Source organism: Microvirga sp. 17 mud 1-3, assembly GCF_003151255.1.
Taxonomy (GTDB): Bacteria; Pseudomonadota; Alphaproteobacteria; order Rhizobiales; family Beijerinckiaceae; genus Microvirga.
Genome location: NZ_CP029481.1, coordinates 635,371 through 652,401, shown reverse-complemented (window position 1 = coordinate 652,401; position 17,031 = coordinate 635,371). Strand labels below are relative to the sequence as shown.

At 66.3% G+C, this 17,031-nt stretch carries 17 protein-coding genes; 10 read left to right on the top strand and 7 right to left on the bottom strand.

All coding sequences use genetic code 11. The features are described from left to right. The 6 genes from C4E04_RS02985 to C4E04_RS02965 all read right to left on the bottom strand — a co-directional run bounded on the left by C4E04_RS02985 (position 1) and on the right by C4E04_RS02965 (position 6,539). Positions 1-1,776 carry a type I secretion system permease/ATPase gene (locus tag C4E04_RS02985; protein ID WP_109594817.1) on the bottom strand — a complete coding sequence of 592 codons (1,776 nt, stop codon included), beginning with the start codon at positions 1,774-1,776 and terminating at the stop codon, positions 1-3. Positions 1,777-2,251: 475 nt separating this feature from the next. After that, positions 2,252-2,401 (bottom strand): hypothetical protein, encoded by a 150-nt coding sequence (locus tag C4E04_RS20760; protein WP_162559251.1) that lies wholly within the window; start codon positions 2,399-2,401, stop codon positions 2,252-2,254. After that, the gene (cydB, locus tag C4E04_RS02980) at positions 2,388-3,437 is read right to left on the bottom strand and encodes a cytochrome d ubiquinol oxidase subunit II (protein WP_109594815.1); all 1,050 of its coding nucleotides are present in this window, start codon (positions 3,435-3,437) and stop codon (positions 2,388-2,390) included. Before cydB ends, C4E04_RS20760 begins: the two co-directional genes overlap by 14 nt. A gap of 9 nt (positions 3,438-3,446) precedes the next feature. Then, on the bottom strand, positions 3,447-4,880 hold the full coding sequence (locus C4E04_RS02975; protein ID WP_109594813.1) for a cytochrome ubiquinol oxidase subunit I: 1,434 nt from the start codon (positions 4,878-4,880) through the stop codon (positions 3,447-3,449). Between the two features lie 112 nt (positions 4,881-4,992). Next, entirely contained in the window at positions 4,993-6,195 is a 1,203-nt protein-coding gene (locus tag C4E04_RS02970) for a DNA topoisomerase IB (RefSeq protein ID WP_109594811.1), read from the bottom strand. Positions 6,196-6,221: 26 nt separating this feature from the next. Further along, positions 6,222-6,539, bottom strand: coding sequence for a SemiSWEET family sugar transporter (locus tag C4E04_RS02965; protein ID WP_109594809.1), 318 nt, complete (start codon positions 6,537-6,539; stop codon positions 6,222-6,224). 123 nt (positions 6,540-6,662) lie between these two features. Here C4E04_RS02965 and C4E04_RS02960 point away from each other — a divergent pair, with 123 nt between their 5' ends. From C4E04_RS02960 to C4E04_RS02925, 8 genes are all read left to right on the top strand, one after another. Further along, on the top strand, positions 6,663-7,820 hold the full coding sequence (locus tag C4E04_RS02960; protein WP_109600715.1) for a glycosyltransferase family 4 protein: 1,158 nt from the start codon (positions 6,663-6,665) through the stop codon (positions 7,818-7,820). Further along, positions 7,817-8,464 (top strand): methyltransferase, encoded by a 648-nt coding sequence (locus C4E04_RS02955; RefSeq protein WP_109594807.1) that lies wholly within the window; start codon positions 7,817-7,819, stop codon positions 8,462-8,464. The genes C4E04_RS02960 and C4E04_RS02955 overlap by 4 nt, the downstream gene beginning before the upstream one ends. A 68-nt stretch (positions 8,465-8,532) precedes the next feature. After that, on the top strand, positions 8,533-9,036 hold the full coding sequence (locus C4E04_RS02950; protein WP_245416215.1) for a Fur family transcriptional regulator: 504 nt from the start codon (positions 8,533-8,535) through the stop codon (positions 9,034-9,036). Positions 9,037-9,139: 103 nt separating this feature from the next. Next, positions 9,140-10,465 (top strand): flavodoxin-dependent (E)-4-hydroxy-3-methylbut-2-enyl-diphosphate synthase, encoded by a 1,326-nt coding sequence (ispG, locus tag C4E04_RS02945; protein WP_109594805.1) that lies wholly within the window; start codon positions 9,140-9,142, stop codon positions 10,463-10,465. Positions 10,466-10,619: 154 nt separating this feature from the next. Beyond that, entirely contained in the window at positions 10,620-12,548 is a 1,929-nt protein-coding gene (locus C4E04_RS02940) for a potassium transporter Kup (RefSeq protein ID WP_109594803.1), read from the top strand. 144 nt (positions 12,549-12,692) lie between these two features. Then, positions 12,693-13,256: a GNAT family N-acetyltransferase gene (locus tag C4E04_RS02935; RefSeq protein WP_109594801.1), complete on the top strand. Its 564-nt coding sequence runs from the start codon at positions 12,693-12,695 to the stop codon at positions 13,254-13,256. A gap of 23 nt (positions 13,257-13,279) precedes the next feature. Further along, on the top strand, positions 13,280-13,879 hold the full coding sequence (locus C4E04_RS02930; RefSeq protein ID WP_109594799.1) for a bifunctional 2-polyprenyl-6-hydroxyphenol methylase/3-demethylubiquinol 3-O-methyltransferase UbiG: 600 nt from the start codon (positions 13,280-13,282) through the stop codon (positions 13,877-13,879). 102 nt (positions 13,880-13,981) lie between these two features. Next, positions 13,982-14,899 (top strand): DMT family transporter, encoded by a 918-nt coding sequence (locus C4E04_RS02925; RefSeq protein WP_109594796.1) that lies wholly within the window; start codon positions 13,982-13,984, stop codon positions 14,897-14,899. Between the two features lie 4 nt (positions 14,900-14,903). On the opposite strand, the gene C4E04_RS02920 is transcribed toward C4E04_RS02925, so the two are convergent. Then, positions 14,904-15,830: a polyprenyl synthetase family protein gene (locus C4E04_RS02920; RefSeq protein ID WP_109594794.1), complete on the bottom strand. Its 927-nt coding sequence runs from the start codon at positions 15,828-15,830 to the stop codon at positions 14,904-14,906. Between C4E04_RS02920 and mtgA the strand changes: the two genes are divergently transcribed. Continuing rightward, complete coding sequence (mtgA, locus tag C4E04_RS02915; RefSeq protein WP_109594792.1) at positions 15,829-16,608, top strand: monofunctional biosynthetic peptidoglycan transglycosylase; 780 nt, start codon at positions 15,829-15,831, stop codon at positions 16,606-16,608. The two genes, C4E04_RS02920 and mtgA, sit on opposite strands and share 2 nt — an antisense overlap. 164 nt (positions 16,609-16,772) lie before the next feature. Then, positions 16,773-16,958, top strand: a complete 186-nt coding sequence (gene rpmF, locus C4E04_RS02910) for a 50S ribosomal protein L32 (RefSeq protein WP_109594790.1) — start codon at positions 16,773-16,775, stop codon at positions 16,956-16,958. The last annotated feature ends 73 nt before the right edge of the window (positions 16,959-17,031 follow it).

The following is a 17,031-nucleotide window of genomic DNA, read 5'->3' as shown; positions in this document are numbered from 1 at the left end:
TTAACCCACCTCTCGCAGGGTGCCGGCCGGCGCCGAGGTCTGCGGCCGTGCGGCAGCAGCTGGGGCAGGCGTCGTATTGCGCTTCATGACGGATTGCAGAACCTCGTCCCGCGGGCCCATGGCCCTGATCCGTCCTTCTTCCATGATGGCGACCTGGTCCACCTGGCCGAGAGCAGCCGGGCGGTGCGTGATGACCACCACGACGCCGCCGCGCTGACGCACCGACAGGATCGCCCGGTTCAGGGCGTCGTCGCCCGCGCCGTCCAGGCTTGCATTGGGCTCATCCAGCACGACCAGGAAGGGATCGCCGTAAAGGGCGCGCGCTAGAGCCACCCGCTGACGCTGGCCACCTGACAGGGCCGACCCTCCCTCGCCGATCCGGGTGTTGTACCCTTCCGGCAAGCCAAGGATCAGGTCGTGCGCGCCCGCCATCTGGGCAGCCGAAATGATGTCGTCGGGCTTCGCGTCGGGCTGGAAGCGGGCGATGTTCTCGGCCACCGTGCCGTCGAACAGCTCAACATCCTGCGGCAGATAGCCGATGTGGCGTCCGAGTGCGTCTGCCTCCCACTGGTCGAGGGCAGCGCCGTCGAGGCGGATCTCGCCGCGCAGGCTCGGCCACACGCCCACCAGGGCACGCGCCAGAGTCGATTTGCCCGAGGCGCTGGGGCCGATGAGGCCGAGCCCCTGGCCGGCCTGAAGCTGCAGGGACACCGCCTGCACGATGGGCTGCTGCGCACCCGGCGCTCCGACGAAGACGTCCTCCACCGCAAGGGTCGTCTTGGGTGCCGGCAGGTCGAGAAGCTGCGACTGCGGCGGGATCAGGGACATGATGTGCTGCAGGCGCCGATAGCCCTGGCGAGCGGCCGTGAATCCTTTCCAGTGCGCGACTGCAATCTCGATCGGGGCGAGAGCGCGGGACGTCATGATGGACGCCGCGATCATCAGGCCGCCGGACATCTGGCCCTGGATCACCAGATAGGCGCCGACACCCAGCACGGCCGACTGGAGCACCATGCGGAAGACCTTGGCGAAGGCGCTGATGCCGGACGCCGAATCGCTGGCGCGCAGGCCGTCATTGACGTGACGGCAATGGACCGCATCGTAGCGCTTGGCGAGGAAGCCCAGCATGCCCAGCGCCCGGATCGCCTCGGCGTTGCGGCGGCTGGTCTCGGCCATCGCATGACGCTCGGCGGAGCTCTTGGTCATCTCGTAGGACGGGCCCTTGCTCTTGGCATCCGTGTAGAGGGTCAGGAGGATGATGCAGATACCGCCGATGACGGACATCCAGCCGAGCCAGGGGTGGATCATGAAGCAGCCGATGAAGAAGATCGGCATGAACGGCATGTCGAACAAAGCCGTGGGGCCGAGGCTCGAGAGAAAGCCACGGATCTGATCGAGATCGCGAACCGGCTGGAGGCTTTCGGTCTGCCTGGCGCCGCGCAGGGGCATCTGCGCCACGAGGTCGAAGACGCGGGCCGAGAGCTGCTCGTCGAAGCGGGCGCCGATGCGCGCCAGCATCTTGCCGCGCAGCATGTCCAGGGCGCCCGACAAGGCATAGGCCGCGAGCATGATGAGGGACAGACCGATCAGGGTCGGGATGCTCCGGCTCGAGAGAACCCGGTCATAGAGCTGGAGCATGTAGAGGGAGCCCGTGAGGGCCAGGAGATTGACCACCGCCGAGAATGCGGCGACGCCGATGAATGAGGGGCTGCAAGCTTTCAGAGCGTCATAGACCTCTGTGCTGTCTTCCCGGTGCCTTTTCGATGCCTGCGTCATCTGTCGTCCCATAAAGCGGACCGGCCGGAGCCGAACCGCGCCGATGCGTTGCGGTTACCCCTCGAACGGAGCGAATGGCCGTCCGAGGCGTGGGGCCATCTCGCGATGGCGACGGTGCGGGCTAACGTCATGAAGGCTTTCGCGAGCGCCTTTCGGACAGCGCTTTCTTCGACGATCACGTTCATATCAGGAGGAAGCCCCCGGCATGGTGTTTACCTTACGCCACGCCTTTTGTAACCCTATTCCATGTAATTATGTCAACTGAAAGGCGCGCAACCTTTTTTTGCCGGAGGAGCAATTTGCCTGCGGAAAAGGGATTTTTGGCTGGAATCGCCGCGGCTTAACCGCCATTCACCATGCCGTGACGCGGCTGACATGTGGTCGCAGCCGGCGTTCCGTAAGGACAGGATAGGGCGTCCCACCGCTCGAATCGGGACATTCCGACCCCGACCGAGAACCGCAGGTCCGGCGGGTTTCAGTGGGGAATCAACCCACGCAGGCCATAGACGGCGGCCGCAAAGACCACGAGGCTTGCCAGATAGATCAGGACGAACCAGGCCACCCGCTTCAGGGAGCTTCGAGACCCTGGGGGGCGCGAGCCGGGCTTGGGCCTAGTGGTATCCATAGCCCCCAGCCTGGACCTCCTCGGCTACCTTTCCGCGGAACACGTAATAGGCGTAAGCCGTGTACGCGAAGGTCACCGGCATGACGATGGCGAAGCCCACGAGGGCAAAGAGCTGCGAACTCACCGTATTGGAGGCCTGCCAGACCGTCAGCGCCGGCGGCACGATGTAGGGGAACAGGCTGACGCCGAGGCCCAGATAGCCGAGCAGGAAGAGGCCGATGGCCAGGAAGAAGGGCCGTCTGTGGTAGCCGAGCTCGAGGTCCTGATAGAGCCTGTAGGCCGTAAAGGCGGTCACGAGAGGGATCGGCGCCAGGAGGGCGATGTTGGGCCAGGAGAACCACCGCGCCTCGATCTGCCGCCCGAGGAACGGCACCCACAGGGAGACCAGCACCATGGCCACGAGAGTCGCGACGAGGAAGCGCAGGGACATGCGCCGCGCCCAGATCTCGAGTTCCCCGGTGGTCTTCATGACGCACCAGGTCGCGCCGAGGAGGCCGTAACCGCAGACAAGGCCGATGCCGGTCAGTACGCTGAACGGCGTGAAGAAATCCAGGGTCCCGCCGGTGAACTGGCGTCCGTCATGGGAGAAGCCCTGGACGAAGGCGCCCAGCACCATTCCCTGAGCGAAGGTCGCGACGAGCGACCCGTAATGGAAGGCGTTGTCCCAGAGAAATTTCGAGCGGTTCGCCTTGAACCGGAACTCGAACGCGACGCCCCGGAAGATCAGGGCGATCAGCATGACGATGACGGGCACGTAGAGTGCCGGCATCAGGATCGCATAGGCGATATGGAAGACCGCCAGAAGCCCGCCTCCTCCCAAGACGAGCCATGTCTCGTTGCCGTCCCAGATCGGCGCAACGGAAAACATCATCCGGTCGCGCCAGTTTTCGTCCCGTGCGCTCTTGAACAGGATGCCGATTCCGAGATCGAACCCGTCGACGATGACGTACATGGCGACCGCGATCGCGATGAGCCCGGCCCAGACCAGCGGCAGCCAGAAGGCGAGACCCTCATATTCCGTTCCGAATCCGAACATGGCCGTCTCCTATCGCACCGGCAGAGTGCGCTGGCTGCCTGGTCCCTCCAGGCGCTCGTCAGGCACCGAGAACGGCCGCTTCGGCTTTTTCGACAGCCTGTCCTCGTCCAGCTCTTCGATCAGCTCGGGCCCTCTGCGCAGGAGCTTGGCGAGGTAATAGGAGCCGAAGCCGAAGATGAAGGTGTAGACGATCACAAAGGTCGCGAGCGAGGCGGCCACGGCGGTGGACGTCACGGGCGACACCGCATCGGCGGTGCGCAGATGCCCGTAGATCACCCATGGCTGCCGGCCGATCTCCGCCGTGAACCAGCCGAAGAGCACCGCGCCGAATCCGGACGGCGTCATGAGCATAGTGGCGGTCAGGAAGAGCCTGTTGGTGTAAAGCCCGCCCTTCCAGCGCAGATAAAGGCTCCAAAGCCCCAGCCCCAGCATGGCAAGGCCGATGCCGACCATGATGCGGAACGAGAAGAACACGGGCCAGACCGGCGGGCGCTCGTCGGGCGGCACATCCTTCAGCCCCGGCACGATGCCGTCATACGCATGGGTGAGGATGAAGCTTCCGATCTTCGGAATGCCGATCTCGTAGTGGTTCGTCTCCGCCTCCTGATCGGGCCATGCAAAGAGGCGCAGGGGCATATTGCCCTGCCGCTCCCAATTGCCCTCGATGGCCGCGAGCTTGGTCGGTTGATATTTGAGGACGCCCGAACCGTGGAGATCGCCGATGCCGATCTGGATCGGAACGAAGATCGCCGCGAACCACAGGGCCATGGACATGGAGCGCCGCGCGCCGGCAAGCCGCACCTCCGGCTCCTGGCGCGCCCGCAGCAGCATCCAGGCGGACATGCCCGCCACCGCGAAGGCCGTGGTGAGATAGCAGGCCAGGACCATATGCGCGTAGCGGTAGGGGAACGAGGGATTGAACACGATCCTGAACCAGTCCACGGGCACCAATTGGCCGTTCTCGACCGCGAAGCCGTCCGGGGTCTGCATCCATGAATTCGCCGAGAGGATCCAGAAGGCGGACGTGAGAGTGCCGAGCGCCACCATGCAGGTGGCGAAGAAATGCAGGCGGTCGCCGACCTTCTCCCAGCCGAACAGCATGATCCCGAGAAAGGCCGCTTCCAGGAAGAAGGCCGTGATCACCTCGTAGGCCATCAACGGGCCCACGATATTCCCGGCGACCTCCGAGAAGCGGGACCAGTTGGTGCCGAACTGGTAGCTCATCACGATACCGGACACGACGCCGAGCCCGAACGAGATCGCGAAGATCTTCACCCAGAACCGGAACAGGTTGCGGTAGATCGGATTGCCCGTGCGCAGCCAGCTGAATTCCAGGGCGACGAGCCAGCTGGCGAGGCCGATGGTGAAGGCCGGGAAGATGATGTGGAAGGAAATCGTGAAGGCGAACTGGATCCGAGACAACATCAAGGCATCGAGTTCCATGTCCGCACTCCTTCGAACGGTTCCCTCAAGCTTCTAGGGCCGGATGGGAAGAAAACCAGGGCGTAGAGGTGCGGCAAAGGCGATCAGGCGCGGAAGCGCGACGCCCTCTCGTTCAGGCCCGCGCTTCCGCGCCGTGGCTCGTTTTGCGCGGGCTGCGCTTTGTTTTCGGCGCCTTGGAATTGGATACGGCCTTGGAGTTGGACTTTGCCTTGGACGAGGCGGCCTCCGCCGACAGGCGGGCCTGCAGGAGCGAGAGAACAGCTGCCTCCTCGGGCTTGAGCGCCGGCAGGTTCTCGCGCAGTTCCGCCTCCACCTCCTCCCGGATTTCCAGGAGAAGCCCACCGTCGAGATAGGTCGAGAAGACCTCGGGATGCACATAGCATTTGCGGCAGATGGCCGGCGTGTTGCCGAGGCGTGCAGCGACCGTCTCGATGGCGGAGCGGATGTTCTTCTTCGCCATGGCCTCGCTGTCGAATTCTTCGAACTCGGACAGGGCGAGGGCCGCGAGCACGGTTCCGGCCCAGGTCCTGAAATCCTTCGCGGTGATGTCGCGCCCGGTGATCTCGCGCAGATAGGCGTTCACGTCGGCGGACGTGACGGATTGCTGCGTGCCCGTCTCGTCCAGATACTGGAAGAGATGCTGCCCCGGCAGATCCTGGCAGGCCTTGACGATCCTCGCGATGCGTCGGTCCCTGACCTTGAGGTTCCAGGTCTTGCCGCTCTTGCCCTTGAACTGGAAACGCAGCTCCCCGCCCTCGACCTTCACGTGAGGATCACGCAGCGTGGTGAGCCCGTAGCTCTTGTTCTGCCGCGCATAGTCGGAATTGCCGACCCGGATGAGCGTGTCTTCGAGGAGATGCACCACGGTGGCGAGCACCTTCTCGCGCGGCAACCCCCGTAAGGACATATGGGTGTCGATGGTGTTGCGGATATTCGGCAGGGCCTTCGCGAAATCGAGCATGTGCTCGTATTTCGTGCTGTCGCGGATCTCCCGGAAAGCGGGATGGTAGCGGTACTGCTTGCGCCCACGCGCATCGCGCCCCGTCGCCTGGATATGACCGTTGGATTTGGCGCAGATCCACACATCCGTATAGGCCGGGGGAATCGCGAGGGACCGGATGCGCTCCAGGGTCGCCTTGTCGGTCACCTTGCGGCCGTCTGGCCCCTTATAGGAAAAGCCTTTCCCGGCCTTGCGCCGCCGGATGCCGGGCTCTTCGTCGGACACGTAGAGGAGGCCAGCCGTTTCGGCCGCATCGCGCGGATCGACGATGTCGTCGGTGGAGGGCTTCGAGTCGAGGGACGGGTCAAGGGACATGGCGCGCCTTGGTTCGGGGGCTTGCGTCAACCGGATCGCGTCGGTTCGGGTTCCCTTCCCGAAGATTGTGCCATGGCGCCCCGGCGCTCGTCGCGGATCTTCAGGGCCAGGATCGTGCCGCTTAAGACGAGACTGAGAAGGTTGAAGATGACGATAGGGGCGCTGCCGATCAGGAAGCCGTAGAGCGACCAGAGCGTGAAGGCCGTCACGGTCACGACATACATGCGCTTCGAGAGGGCAGCCGTGTCGCGGTCCCGCCACGCCTTGATGACCTGCGGGACAAAGCTGGACGTGGAAACGAGTCCCGCCGTCACGCCCAGAACCGTCGGAAACCACTCGCCCATGAACGTCGCCCGGCCCTCCTTTACAAGACCAACCGGCCCGGACGCGGAGAACGGGCGGTCGCGGAGGAGGTTCCCTGGCGCCTAAAATGCCCTAGAAGAACCCGTCTCTTGTTCGGAGCGACCGTGACCCATCCGCCTGCTGCCTCCCCTGCCCTTCACGGGCGAAAGCTCGTCTTTGTCGTCACCGAGGACTGGTTCTTCGTCTCGCATTTCCTTCCCATGCTGCGCGCCGCGAAGGAGCTCGGGCTCGACGTCACGGTCGTGACGCGGGTGCGCGCCCATCGGGACGCCATCGAGGCGCTCGGCGGCAAGGTCGTGCCCCTCGACGCGGAGCGCCGCAGCCTGAACCCCATGAGCGCGGGCTATGCGGCGGGGCAGCTTGCGGCCATTCTCAAGGCCGAGAAGGCCGATCTCGTCCATTGCATCGCGCTGCGCAGCATCCTGATCGGCGGCACCGCCGCCTCCATGGCGGGGATCGGCCGGCGGGTCTATGCCCTGACCGGGCTCGGCTTCCTCGGGGCGCGGACCGACATGGTCGCGCGCATGGCCCGCAAGGCGGTGCGCCTGCTCGTGCGCGGCCTCCAGACCAAAGAAACGCGTTATCTCTTTGAGAATGCGGACGACCCTCGGCTTCTCGGGCTTGACCCGGCGGATCCGCGCGTCACCCTGGTGGGCGGCGCAGGGATAGACCCGGACGCCCTGGCGCCGGCGCCGCTTCCCGCCCAGCCGCCCCTGAAGGTGGCGCTCGTCGCCCGGATGCTCTGGTCGAAGGGCGTCGACCTCGCCGTGGAGGCGGTCAGGACGGCGCGGGCCCGCGGCGCCGCTGTCGAATTGTCCCTCTACGGAGCGCCCGACCCTTCCAACCCCAAGGCGATCCCGGAAGCGACCCTGAAGGCCTGGAGCGCGGAGCCCGGGATCGCCTGGCATGGGCCGACCCGGGACGTGGCGGGCGTCTGGCGTGAGCATCACGTGGCCTGCCTGCCCTCACGGGGCGGCGAAGGCCTGCCGCGGACACTCCTTGAGGCAGCCGCCTGCGGCCGCGCCATCGTGACCACGGACGTTCCCGGCTGCCGGACCCTGGTCCGGGACGGCATCGAGGGAAGAATCGTTCCTCCGGGCGATGCCGGGCAACTTGCTGAAGCGCTCGTGAGCCTGAGCGGACAGCCCGACATCGTTGCCCGGATGGGACAGGCGGCCCGCGCCCGAGTCCTCGACGGCTTCACCGAGCGGCAGGTGATGGACGCCGTGAAACAGCTCTACCGGGAGGTGCTGGCCGCGTGATCACGGACCGCTCCGCCTTCATCCGCGCCGAAACGCGGCTTCTGCCTGTGCCCCATGCGCCGGAAATCTTGCTGCACGTGGCCGACGAGGCCACGGCGCTGTGGCAGAAGACCGAGGAGGAGCTCGGCGCCATCGGCCTGCCGCCACCCTTCTGGGCCTTTGCCTGGGCCGGTGGGCAGGCGCTTGCCCGCTATATCCTCGACCATCCGGAGACGGTCCGCGGCCGGCGCGTGCTGGATTTCGCCTCCGGCTCGGGCCTCGTGGCCATCGCGGCCCGAAAGGCGGGCGCGGCGGCCGTGACGGCCTGCGACATCGACGACTTCGCCGTGGCGGCGATTCGGATCAACGCGGAGGCGAACGGGGTCGATCTCGACATTCTCCAGACTGATCTCGTGGGCAAGGACAGGGGCTGGGACACGGTCCTGGCCGGGGATATCTGCTACGAGCAGGATCTCGCCCGGCGGGTCGTCGACTGGCTCTTTGCCCTCAACGGCCGCGGCGCAACGGTCCTCATCGGCGATCCGGGGCGCAGCTATCTCCCCAAAGACCGGCTCGACCAGGTGGCCCTGTATGAGGTCCCAGTCACCCGGACCCTGGAGGATGCGGAGATCAAGAAAACCGGGGTCTGGCGCTTCCGCTCCTGACACCCCCTATGAAAGAGTAGCAGTATAACCTATACGAACAGGGTGGGTCCCGAAGCTGAGGCATAACCGTGACCAGAACCGCCCTCTCCTTTCTCGTTGATCGGAAAACGACCTGTCCTCATGCCGAACGGCAGGCCGAGCGCGCCGGCCCGGCCCTGGCGCAGGCCGAGGAGCTCTGCCGTGCCCGCCGCGTCCGCCTGACGGCGATCCGCCGCGAGGTTCTCGAAACTCTCTATGCCACGCACAAGCCTCTCGGAGCCTATGAGATTGCCGAACGGCTCGGCACTTCCGGCCGGCGCCTGGCGCCGATCACGGTCTACCGCGCCCTGGATTTTCTCACCGAGCAGGGCCTTGCCCACAGGCTCGCCAGCCAGAACGCCTATATCGGCAGCTTCCACCGGGACAGCGCCCCTGACACGGTGGCTTTCCTGATCTGCGAGGCCTGCGGAGGGGTGGACGAGGCGAGCGCCGCCGATCTCAGCGAAACGGTCGCGGCCCTCCTGTCCCGGGAGGGATTCGCCCCCAGGACGAAGCTCCTCGAAATCGTCGGATGCTGCGCCCATTGCCGATAAGAGGATCAAGCCACGCTTGACGGAGGCGCGATTAGGCCTCAGCTAAACGGCGGCGGCCTCTATGCCGCCATCGCGGCCCGAATGCCGCCGTTCAGGATGATCGATGTCTGTAACCCCCTTGTCCTCCGACGCCTTGACCCTTCCCGACGACGTGGCTGGCCCTGCGCCCCGCCACCGCACCGTCGGCGTCCGGGTCGGGTCCGTCATGGTGGGCGGCGGCGCTCCCATCGTCGTGCAGTCCATGACCAATACCGACACGGCTGACGTGGACGCCACCGTCGCGCAGGTCGCGGCCCTGGCCCGGGCCGGGTCGGAGCTGGTGCGCATCACCGTGGACCGGGACGAGGCCGCCGCGGCGGTTCCGCGTATCCGTGAGCGGCTCGACCGGCTCGGCGTCGCGGTGCCCCTGGTGGGTGACTTCCATTATATCGGCCACCAGCTCCTTGCAGACCATCCGGGCTGCGCCGAGGCCCTGGACAAGTACCGGATCAACCCCGGCAATGTGGGCTTCAAGGATAAGAAGGACCGGCAGTTCGGCGCCATCGTCGAGATGGCGATCCGGTACGGCAAGGCGGTGCGCATCGGCGCGAACTGGGGCTCCCTCGATCAGGAACTCCTGACCCACCTCATGAACGAGAATGCCGCCTCTCGCCGGCCGCGCGACATGCGCTGGGTGACCCGCGAGGCGATGATCCAGTCCGCCCTTATGTCCGCCGCACGGGCCGAGGAGATCGGTCTCGGGCGGGACCGGATCATCCTCTCGGCCAAGGTCTCGGCCGTGCAGGAGCTGATCGCCGTCTACCAGGAACTTGCCCGCCGGTCCGATTACGCGCTCCATCTCGGGCTCACCGAGGCAGGTATGGGCTCGAAGGGCATCGTCTCCTCCTCGGCCGCCATGGGCATCCTCCTGCAGCAGGGCGTCGGCGACACGATCCGCTATTCCCTTACGCCGGAGCCGGGAGGGGACCGGACCCTGGAGGTCAAGGCCTCCCAGGAATTGCTCCAGACCATGGGCTTCCGCACCTTCGTGCCCCTCGTGGCGGCCTGCCCCGGCTGCGGGCGGACCACCTCGTCGGTCTTCCAGGAGCTGGCGCAGGACATCCAGAACTGGATTTCCAATTCCATGCCCGAGTGGCGCAGGCGCTATCCGGGCGTCGAGGGCCTCAACGTGGCCGTCATGGGCTGCATCGTGAACGGCCCGGGCGAATCCAAGCATGCCCATATCGGCATCTCGCTTCCCGGCACGGGGGAGCAGCCGGCCGCTCCGGTCTTCATCGACGGACGCAAGGCTATGACCCTGCGGGGCCCGACCCTCGCACAGGATTTCCAGAAGATCGTTCTGGATTATATCGAACGGAATTATGGCCGGCCCGGCGCCGTTTCGGCCGGGCCAATTCCCTCCCCCCGCCGCGCCGGCATGGAACCGTAAGCTCAAATTCCGTTTTACGCATTGGCGTGATGTGCTAGAGAGCCCGCCGCGCCGGCACCGGCGGCTGCCGCTTCCGATGAGGGGGGCCGCTCTTCAATTCGTCCGAGACGTTCAACGAGGGCCGTCCGCGGAGCATCCGCAAAGAACAGTCATTATGGTACAGCATGCTGTCGCCCCCGGGCACGCGGATTCCGCGGCGCCGGAGGCTACCCTCCCCGAATCTCATCCCAAGGTGAGCGTCTGGACGCTCATGATGGGCGCCATCGGCGTCGTGTTCGGCGATATCGGCACGAGTCCTCTCTATGCCTTCAAGGAATCCGTCGCGGCGGCCTCGGCCGGCGGGCCGGTGACGCGGGACATCATCCTGGGTGTCCTGTCCCTGATCCTGTGGTCGCTCGTGCTGGTCGTCACGGCGAAATACGTGTTCATCCTGCTGCGCGCCGACAACCGGGGCGAGGGCGGGACCCTGACCCTGGTGGCCCTCGCCCAGCGCGCCCTGGGCAAGCGGCGGGGCATCGTCCTCGTGCTGGGCATCGCCGGCGCAGGGCTGTTCTATGGCGATGCGGTGCTTACCCCTGCCATCTCGGTCCTATCCGCCGTGGAGGGCCTGAAGCTCGCCACCCCGGAGCTCGATCCCTACGTGGTGCCGATCACCCTGACGATCCTGGCGGCCCTCTTCATGGTGCAGAGCCGGGGGACCGGGCGCGTGGCGGCCTTTTTCGGCCCGGTCATGCTCGCCTGGTTTGCCGCGCTGGCGGTGGCCGGTCTCCTCCACATCGCCGACGACCCGACCGTGATGTTCGCCATGAACCCGGTCTATGCCCTCACGTTTTTCCACAACCATTCGGCCGTGTCGCTCGCGGTGCTAGGGGCCGTCTGTCTGTCCGTGACGGGAGCCGAGGCGCTCTACGCGGATCTCGGCCATTTCGGCGCCCAGCCGATCCGCCGCGCCTGGCTCTACATCGTGTTTCCGGCCCTGGTGATCAACTATTTCGGGCAGGGCGCCCTGGTCCTGGCTCATCCGGCCGCAGCCGAATCGCCCCTCTTCCGCCTGGTGCCTGACTGGGCGCTCCTCCCGATGATCGGGCTTGCGACCCTCGCGACCATCATCGCGAGCCAGTCCGTGATCACCGGAGCCTTCTCGCTGACCCGCCAGGCGGTGCAGCTGGGGCTCCTGCCCCGCCTCGAGATCCGCTTCACGTCCGAGACGCATCAGGGCCAGATCTACCTGCCGCGGGTGAACATGCTCCTGCTCTTCGGCGTGGTCGTGCTGGTCCTGATCTTCGGCTCGTCGAGCAACCTGTCCCACGCGTACGGCGTGTCGGTGTTCGGCGCGATGGCGGTGGACGCGGTCCTGGCCATCCTGGTCATCTGGAAGGGCTGGCGGTGGTCGCTGGGGCTCACCCTCCTGGTGATGCTGCCCTTCCTGTTCATCGACCTCGCGTTCTTCGGCGCCAACCTCCTGAAGATCTTCACGGGCGGCTACGTCCCGGTGATTCTCGCGGCCGCCCTCATGACCCTCATGTGGACCTGGGTGAAGGGCACGAGCATCCTGTTCGAGAAGACCCGCAAGATCGACGTGCCGCTCCTCGAGCTGGTCAAGATGCTGGAGAAGAGCCCACCTCACCGGGTGAAGGGCACGGCCGTATTCCTGACGAGCGACCCGGAGACAGCTCCAGCTGCACTCCTCCACAACCTCAAGCACAACAAGGTCCTGCACGAGAAGAACGTGATCCTGACCGTGCGCAGCGAGGACGTCCCGCGCCTGGAGGACGAGGACCGGGTCCGGATCGAGCATGTGGGCGACTCGTTCTGGCGCGTCCAGATCGCCTATGGCTACATGGAAACCCCCAACATTCCCCGCGGCCTCGCGATCCTGCGCAAGCAGGGCTTCAAGTTCGACATCATGGCGACGTCGTTCTTCCTGTCCCGGCGCTCGATCCGCCCGGCCGCGCAGTCGGGCATGCCGCTGTGGCAGGACAAGGTGTTCATCAGCCTCGCCAAGTCGGCGAGCGATGCCACCGACTTCTTCCAGATCCCCACGGGCCGCGTGGTCGAGGTGGGCACGCAGGTGACTGTCTAGAGCTTCGGACCCAAAAGTGGATTTGCACTTTTGGGATCGATCCGAAGCGTTCTATTGAAATGAGAGCACCGTCGGATCTCCAGGTCCGCACGGGGCTCCAGGACGGTTGTCATCAGGGTGGCGCGGTGTCAGTCTCGCGCCGCTATGACGACGATCACTCTCATCCAGCCGAACCTCGACGACCTGCCCGGCTACGAGCATGCCCTCGCCCAGGGTTGGTCCCCGGACACGGTCCAGGACGTAAGCCAGGAGCAGCTGGAGCGGCTGCGGCGCGACCCGGCAAGCTTTCTCCACGAGGTCTATGGCAGCCCGACCCTCCGCCTGCCCGACGGGCGCGAGGTGCCGCGCCTGCCGTCCCGTGATTTCTGGATCAGCGACGGGGAATTCTGCGGCCGGATCGGCTTTCGCTTCCAGCCTGGCACCGAAGAATTGCCGCCGACCTGCCTCGGGCATATCGGTTACGCCATCGTGCCGTGGAAACAGCGCCGCGGCTACGCCACGCAGGCCCTGCGCCTGATCCTGCCGGTAGCGCGCGCGGAGGGTTTTTCGCGGGTCACGATCACCTGCGACGAATCCAACGAGGCCTCCCGGAAGGTGATTCTCGCCAATGGCGGCATTCTCGACGGCACGTTCGTGCATCCGAGCCAAATCGGGCAGACCAAGCTCCGGTTCTGGGTGTCGACCATCGGTGACGGTCCGGCACACTGATCTTCTTCCGCAAGGATAACCCCATGTCCGGCCATGATTCCGTGACCCTGAACTTCTATGCCGGCGAAGCCGAGACCTATGCGGCGCGCGGACAGGAAGCCAGCCACCGGCGAATCGACAGCTTCCTGAAGGCCCTGCCGGCCGGAGGCTCCATCCTGGAGCTTGGTTGCGGGGGTGGTCAGGACAGCGAGGCCATGCTGGCCCGGGGCTTCGACGTGACGCCGACGGATGGCACGCCGGAAATCGCCCGGGAGGCCGAAAAGCGGCTCGGGCGGCCCGTGCGCGTGCTGCTGTTCGACGAACTCGTTGCACAGAGCGCCTATGACGGCATCTGGGCGAATGCCTGCCTGCTGCATGTGCCGCGCCAGGACCTGCCGCGCATCGTCCGGCGCATCCATGCGGCTCTGAAGGCGGGCGGCGTCTTCTATGCGAGCTTCAAGGCGGGCGAGCAGGAAGGGCGCGACAGCCTCGACCGCTACTACAACTACCCCTCCGCGGACTGGCTGCGCTCGGCCTACGACCCCGCGCTCTGGGAGAGCATCGCCATCGAGGAGGAGATGGGCGGCGGCTACGACGGATTGCCGACGCGCTGGCTGCACGCCACCGCCGTCAGGAGGCGTTGACCGGCGGCTTCACGGCGGCCGTCCATTCCGAATGCGGGCCCTCCCGCTTGACCCGCCGGGCCGTTGCCCATACCCACAGCGCTTCTCGCGCAAGGATCGCCCGTGGTCGCCGCAACCTCCTCCGCTCCCCGTTTCCGCTTCTTCTTCAGCAAGAGCGAAGCCGTCCTCATCGTGATCACGGTAATCTGGGGCGCGACCTTCCTGACCGTCCAGAACGCACTCGCGGTCAGCGGTCCGCTGTTCTTCGTGGGCCTGCGTTTCGGCACTGCCGCCCTGCTCATGGGCCTCTTCGCGGCGCCCGTCCTGCGCGGGCTGACCTGGCATGAGGCCAGGGCCGGAATCTTCATCGGGATCTGCATCTTCCTCGGCTACACGCTCCAGACCTACGGGCTGCAGACGATCCCGAGCAGCAAATCCGCCTTCATCACGGCGCTCTATGTGCCCATCGTGCCCCTGCTGCAATGGTTCGTCCTGCGGCGTCCGCCCGGGCTCATGTCCTGGCTCGGCATCGCGCTCGCCTTCGGCGGCCTTGTCCTGCTCGCCGGCCCCGACGGGACCTCCATCGGGCTCGGCATCGGCGAAGTGCTGACGCTCATCAGCGCCATCGCGATCGCGGCCGAGATCATCCTCATCGGCGGCTATGCGGGCCGGGTGGACGTGCGCCGCGTCACGGTGGTGCAGCTCGCCACCGCGTCGCTCCTGGCCTTCGGCGGCATGGTACCCATGGGGGAGCCTATTCCGGCCATGTCCAGCCTGCTGGTGGCGAGCGCCGTCGGTCTTGGCATCGCGAGCGCCGGGATCCAACTCGCCATGAACTGGGCGCAGAAGACCGTCTCGCCCACCCGCGCCACCGTGATCTACGCGGGCGAACCGGTCTGGGCCGGCATCGTCGGTCGCCTCGCGGGCGAGCGCCTGCCCGCCGCGGCCCTGATCGGCGCGGCCCTCATCGTCGCCGGCGTGATCGTGAGCGAGCTCAAGCCGCCGCGCTGGGCGAAGGAGCGCCGCTCGGCGGAGGTATGAGGCCTTAAACCTCCCGCTCCGCCACGAAGCGGACCGCATCGCGCAAGGTGGCGGCCTTCTCGCCGAAAATCTCCAGGGATCCCTGCGCCTCCTCGACGAGCCGGCGGCATTCCCCCTTCGCCCCCTCCATGCCGAGATGGTCGACGAGGGTCGCCTTGCCCTTCTCCAGGTCCTTGCCGGTGCGCTTGCCGAGCGCCTCCGCCGAAGCCTCCCGGTCGAGGATATCGTCCGCCACCTGGAAGGCGGCACCGAGGGCCCGGCCGTAGGTCCGCAAGGCAGCCCGGGCCGCTGCGTCCGCCCGGCCAAGGATGGCGCCGGCCTCCACCGAGAAGATGAGCAGGGCACCGGTCTTCATCATCTGGAGATGGCGGATCTCGCCCTCGGTGAGGGTCGCCTCGCCGTAGCGGCCCTCGGCCGCAAGGTCGAGGATCTGCCCGCCCACCATGCCGCCGAGGCCGGATGCCCGGGCGAGGCCCAGCACCAGCTCGGCGCGGACCGACCCGTCCGGATCCGTCGCCGGGTCGGCCAGGATCTCGAAGGCCAGGGCCTGGAGGGCATCGCCCGCCAGGATCGCCGTGGCCTCGTCGAAGGCCCGATGGACGGTCGGCTGGCCGCGCCGGAGATCGTCGTCGTCCATGGAGGGCAGATCGTCATGGACCAGAGAGTAGCAATGAAGGAGCTCGATGGCGCTTCCCGACCGTAAGGGTCCCGGCCCGGTGCAGGCGAACAGGCGCGCCGTCTCGACCGTGAGGAACGGGCGCAGGCGCTTGCCGCCGCCGAGGGCGGCATGACGCATTGCCGAAAGGAGGCGATCGGGCCTTGCCATCTCGCCCGAACGGGGTTCGTTTGATAGCAACGCTTCGAGGCAGGCCTCGACATCCCTTGCGACGCCGGTCAGTCGCATCAGAAAAGAGTCGGTGGATGGTATCATGTTCAGCCTGAATTCGGGCGCCGAAGGCGACCGGTCCGAAGGAAACGAGGGCCCGAGCCCGCCGCAGGAGCCGGTCCTGCGGCGCAAGCCTTGGGCGGCCTCCCGCTGGCTCCGCCGCCTTGTGGGGCTCGGCCTCGGGCTCATCCTCTTATGGGCGGCCGCGGTCTTTTGGCTAGGCCTTTTGTACTGGGGCGTACCGCCAGTCTCGACCCTGATGCTCGGGCGCTGGCTGACCCTCCAGCCGGTGGAGCGCACCTACGTGAGCCTCGACGAGATCTCGCCGCAGCTTCCGCTCGCGGTCCTGACCTCGGAGGACGGCCGCTTCTGCGACCACCGCGGTGTCGACTGGGACGCCCTGCGCGATGTGGTGGAGGCCGCGGATGAGGACGGCCCGGCCCGGGGCGCCTCCACGATCCCCATGCAGACAGCCAAGAATCTCTTCCTCTGGTCAGGGCGTTCCTATCTCCGCAAGGGCCTGGAGCTGCCGGTTGCGCTCTATCTCGACCTCATCTGGTCGAAGCGGAAGATGATGGAGAATTATCTCAACATCGCCGAATGGGGTGACGGCGTCTTCGGGGCCGAGGCGGCGGCGCGGAAATATTTCGGCAAGGCGGCCAAGAACCTGACCCGGCGGGAGGCCGCCCTCCTGGCGACCGCCCTGCCCAACCCGATCGCGCGCAATCCCGGCAGCCCCAAGCGCCGGCATCAGGCTCTGGCGGCCCGGCTGATGAAGCGCATGGTCGTGGCCGCCCCCTTCAGCGACTGCCTCAGGGAGTAGGCCTCCGGCATTGGGTTGTCTTACGGCGCCCTGAAGCCCGAAAGAGAGCGGTTTGGGGCTAGATATTTCCGTAAATACCTTGTATGAGGCGCAACCTCATCAAGTTCCCATTGTGAGCGTTCCCCGGTTTGAGCGGGCGCTCTGCTATTGACCGGAGACGAGAAATGGCCGTTCCAAAGAGAAAAACGTCGCCTTCGCGGCGCGGCATGCGTCGCTCCGCCGATGCCTTGAAGGCCCCGACCTACATCGAGGACAAGGATTCCGGCGAGCTGCGCCGTCCTCACCACGTCGACCTGAAGTCCGGCATGTACCGTGGCCGTCAGGTCCTCAAGGTGAAGTCGGAAGCCTGATCCCAGGCTGCCAGACGCAGACCATCGAACCGGCGCCGCAAGCGCCGGTTTTTTGTTGTTGAACAACCGGTGG

What these genes read in the sequence shown, in the direction of transcription:
- C4E04_RS02985 (WP_109594817.1), bottom strand. Translation starts at nt 1,776, where the DNA reads ATGACGCAGGCATCGAAAAGGCACCGGGAAGACAGCACAGAGGTCTAT.
- C4E04_RS20760 (WP_162559251.1), bottom strand. Translation starts at nt 2,401, where the DNA reads ATGGATACCACTAGGCCCAAGCCCGGCTCGCGCCCCCCAGGGTCTCGA.
- cydB (WP_109594815.1), bottom strand. Translation starts at nt 3,437, where the DNA reads ATGTTCGGATTCGGAACGGAATATGAGGGTCTCGCCTTCTGGCTGCCG.
- C4E04_RS02975 (WP_109594813.1), bottom strand. Translation starts at nt 4,880, where the DNA reads ATGGAACTCGATGCCTTGATGTTGTCTCGGATCCAGTTCGCCTTCACG.
- C4E04_RS02970 (WP_109594811.1), bottom strand. Translation starts at nt 6,195, where the DNA reads ATGTCCCTTGACCCGTCCCTCGACTCGAAGCCCTCCACCGACGACATC.
- C4E04_RS02965 (WP_109594809.1), bottom strand. Translation starts at nt 6,539, where the DNA reads ATGGGCGAGTGGTTTCCGACGGTTCTGGGCGTGACGGCGGGACTCGTT.
- ispG (WP_109594805.1), top strand. Translation starts at nt 9,140, where the DNA reads ATGTCTGTAACCCCCTTGTCCTCCGACGCCTTGACCCTTCCCGACGAC.
- C4E04_RS02940 (WP_109594803.1), top strand. Translation starts at nt 10,620, where the DNA reads ATGGTACAGCATGCTGTCGCCCCCGGGCACGCGGATTCCGCGGCGCCG.
- C4E04_RS02935 (WP_109594801.1), top strand. Translation starts at nt 12,693, where the DNA reads ATGACGACGATCACTCTCATCCAGCCGAACCTCGACGACCTGCCCGGC.
- C4E04_RS02930 (WP_109594799.1), top strand. Translation starts at nt 13,280, where the DNA reads ATGTCCGGCCATGATTCCGTGACCCTGAACTTCTATGCCGGCGAAGCC.
- mtgA (WP_109594792.1), top strand. Translation starts at nt 15,829, where the DNA reads ATGTTCAGCCTGAATTCGGGCGCCGAAGGCGACCGGTCCGAAGGAAAC.
- C4E04_RS02920 (WP_109594794.1), bottom strand. Translation starts at nt 15,830, where the DNA reads ATGATACCATCCACCGACTCTTTTCTGATGCGACTGACCGGCGTCGCA.
- rpmF (WP_109594790.1), top strand. Translation starts at nt 16,773, where the DNA reads ATGGCCGTTCCAAAGAGAAAAACGTCGCCTTCGCGGCGCGGCATGCGT.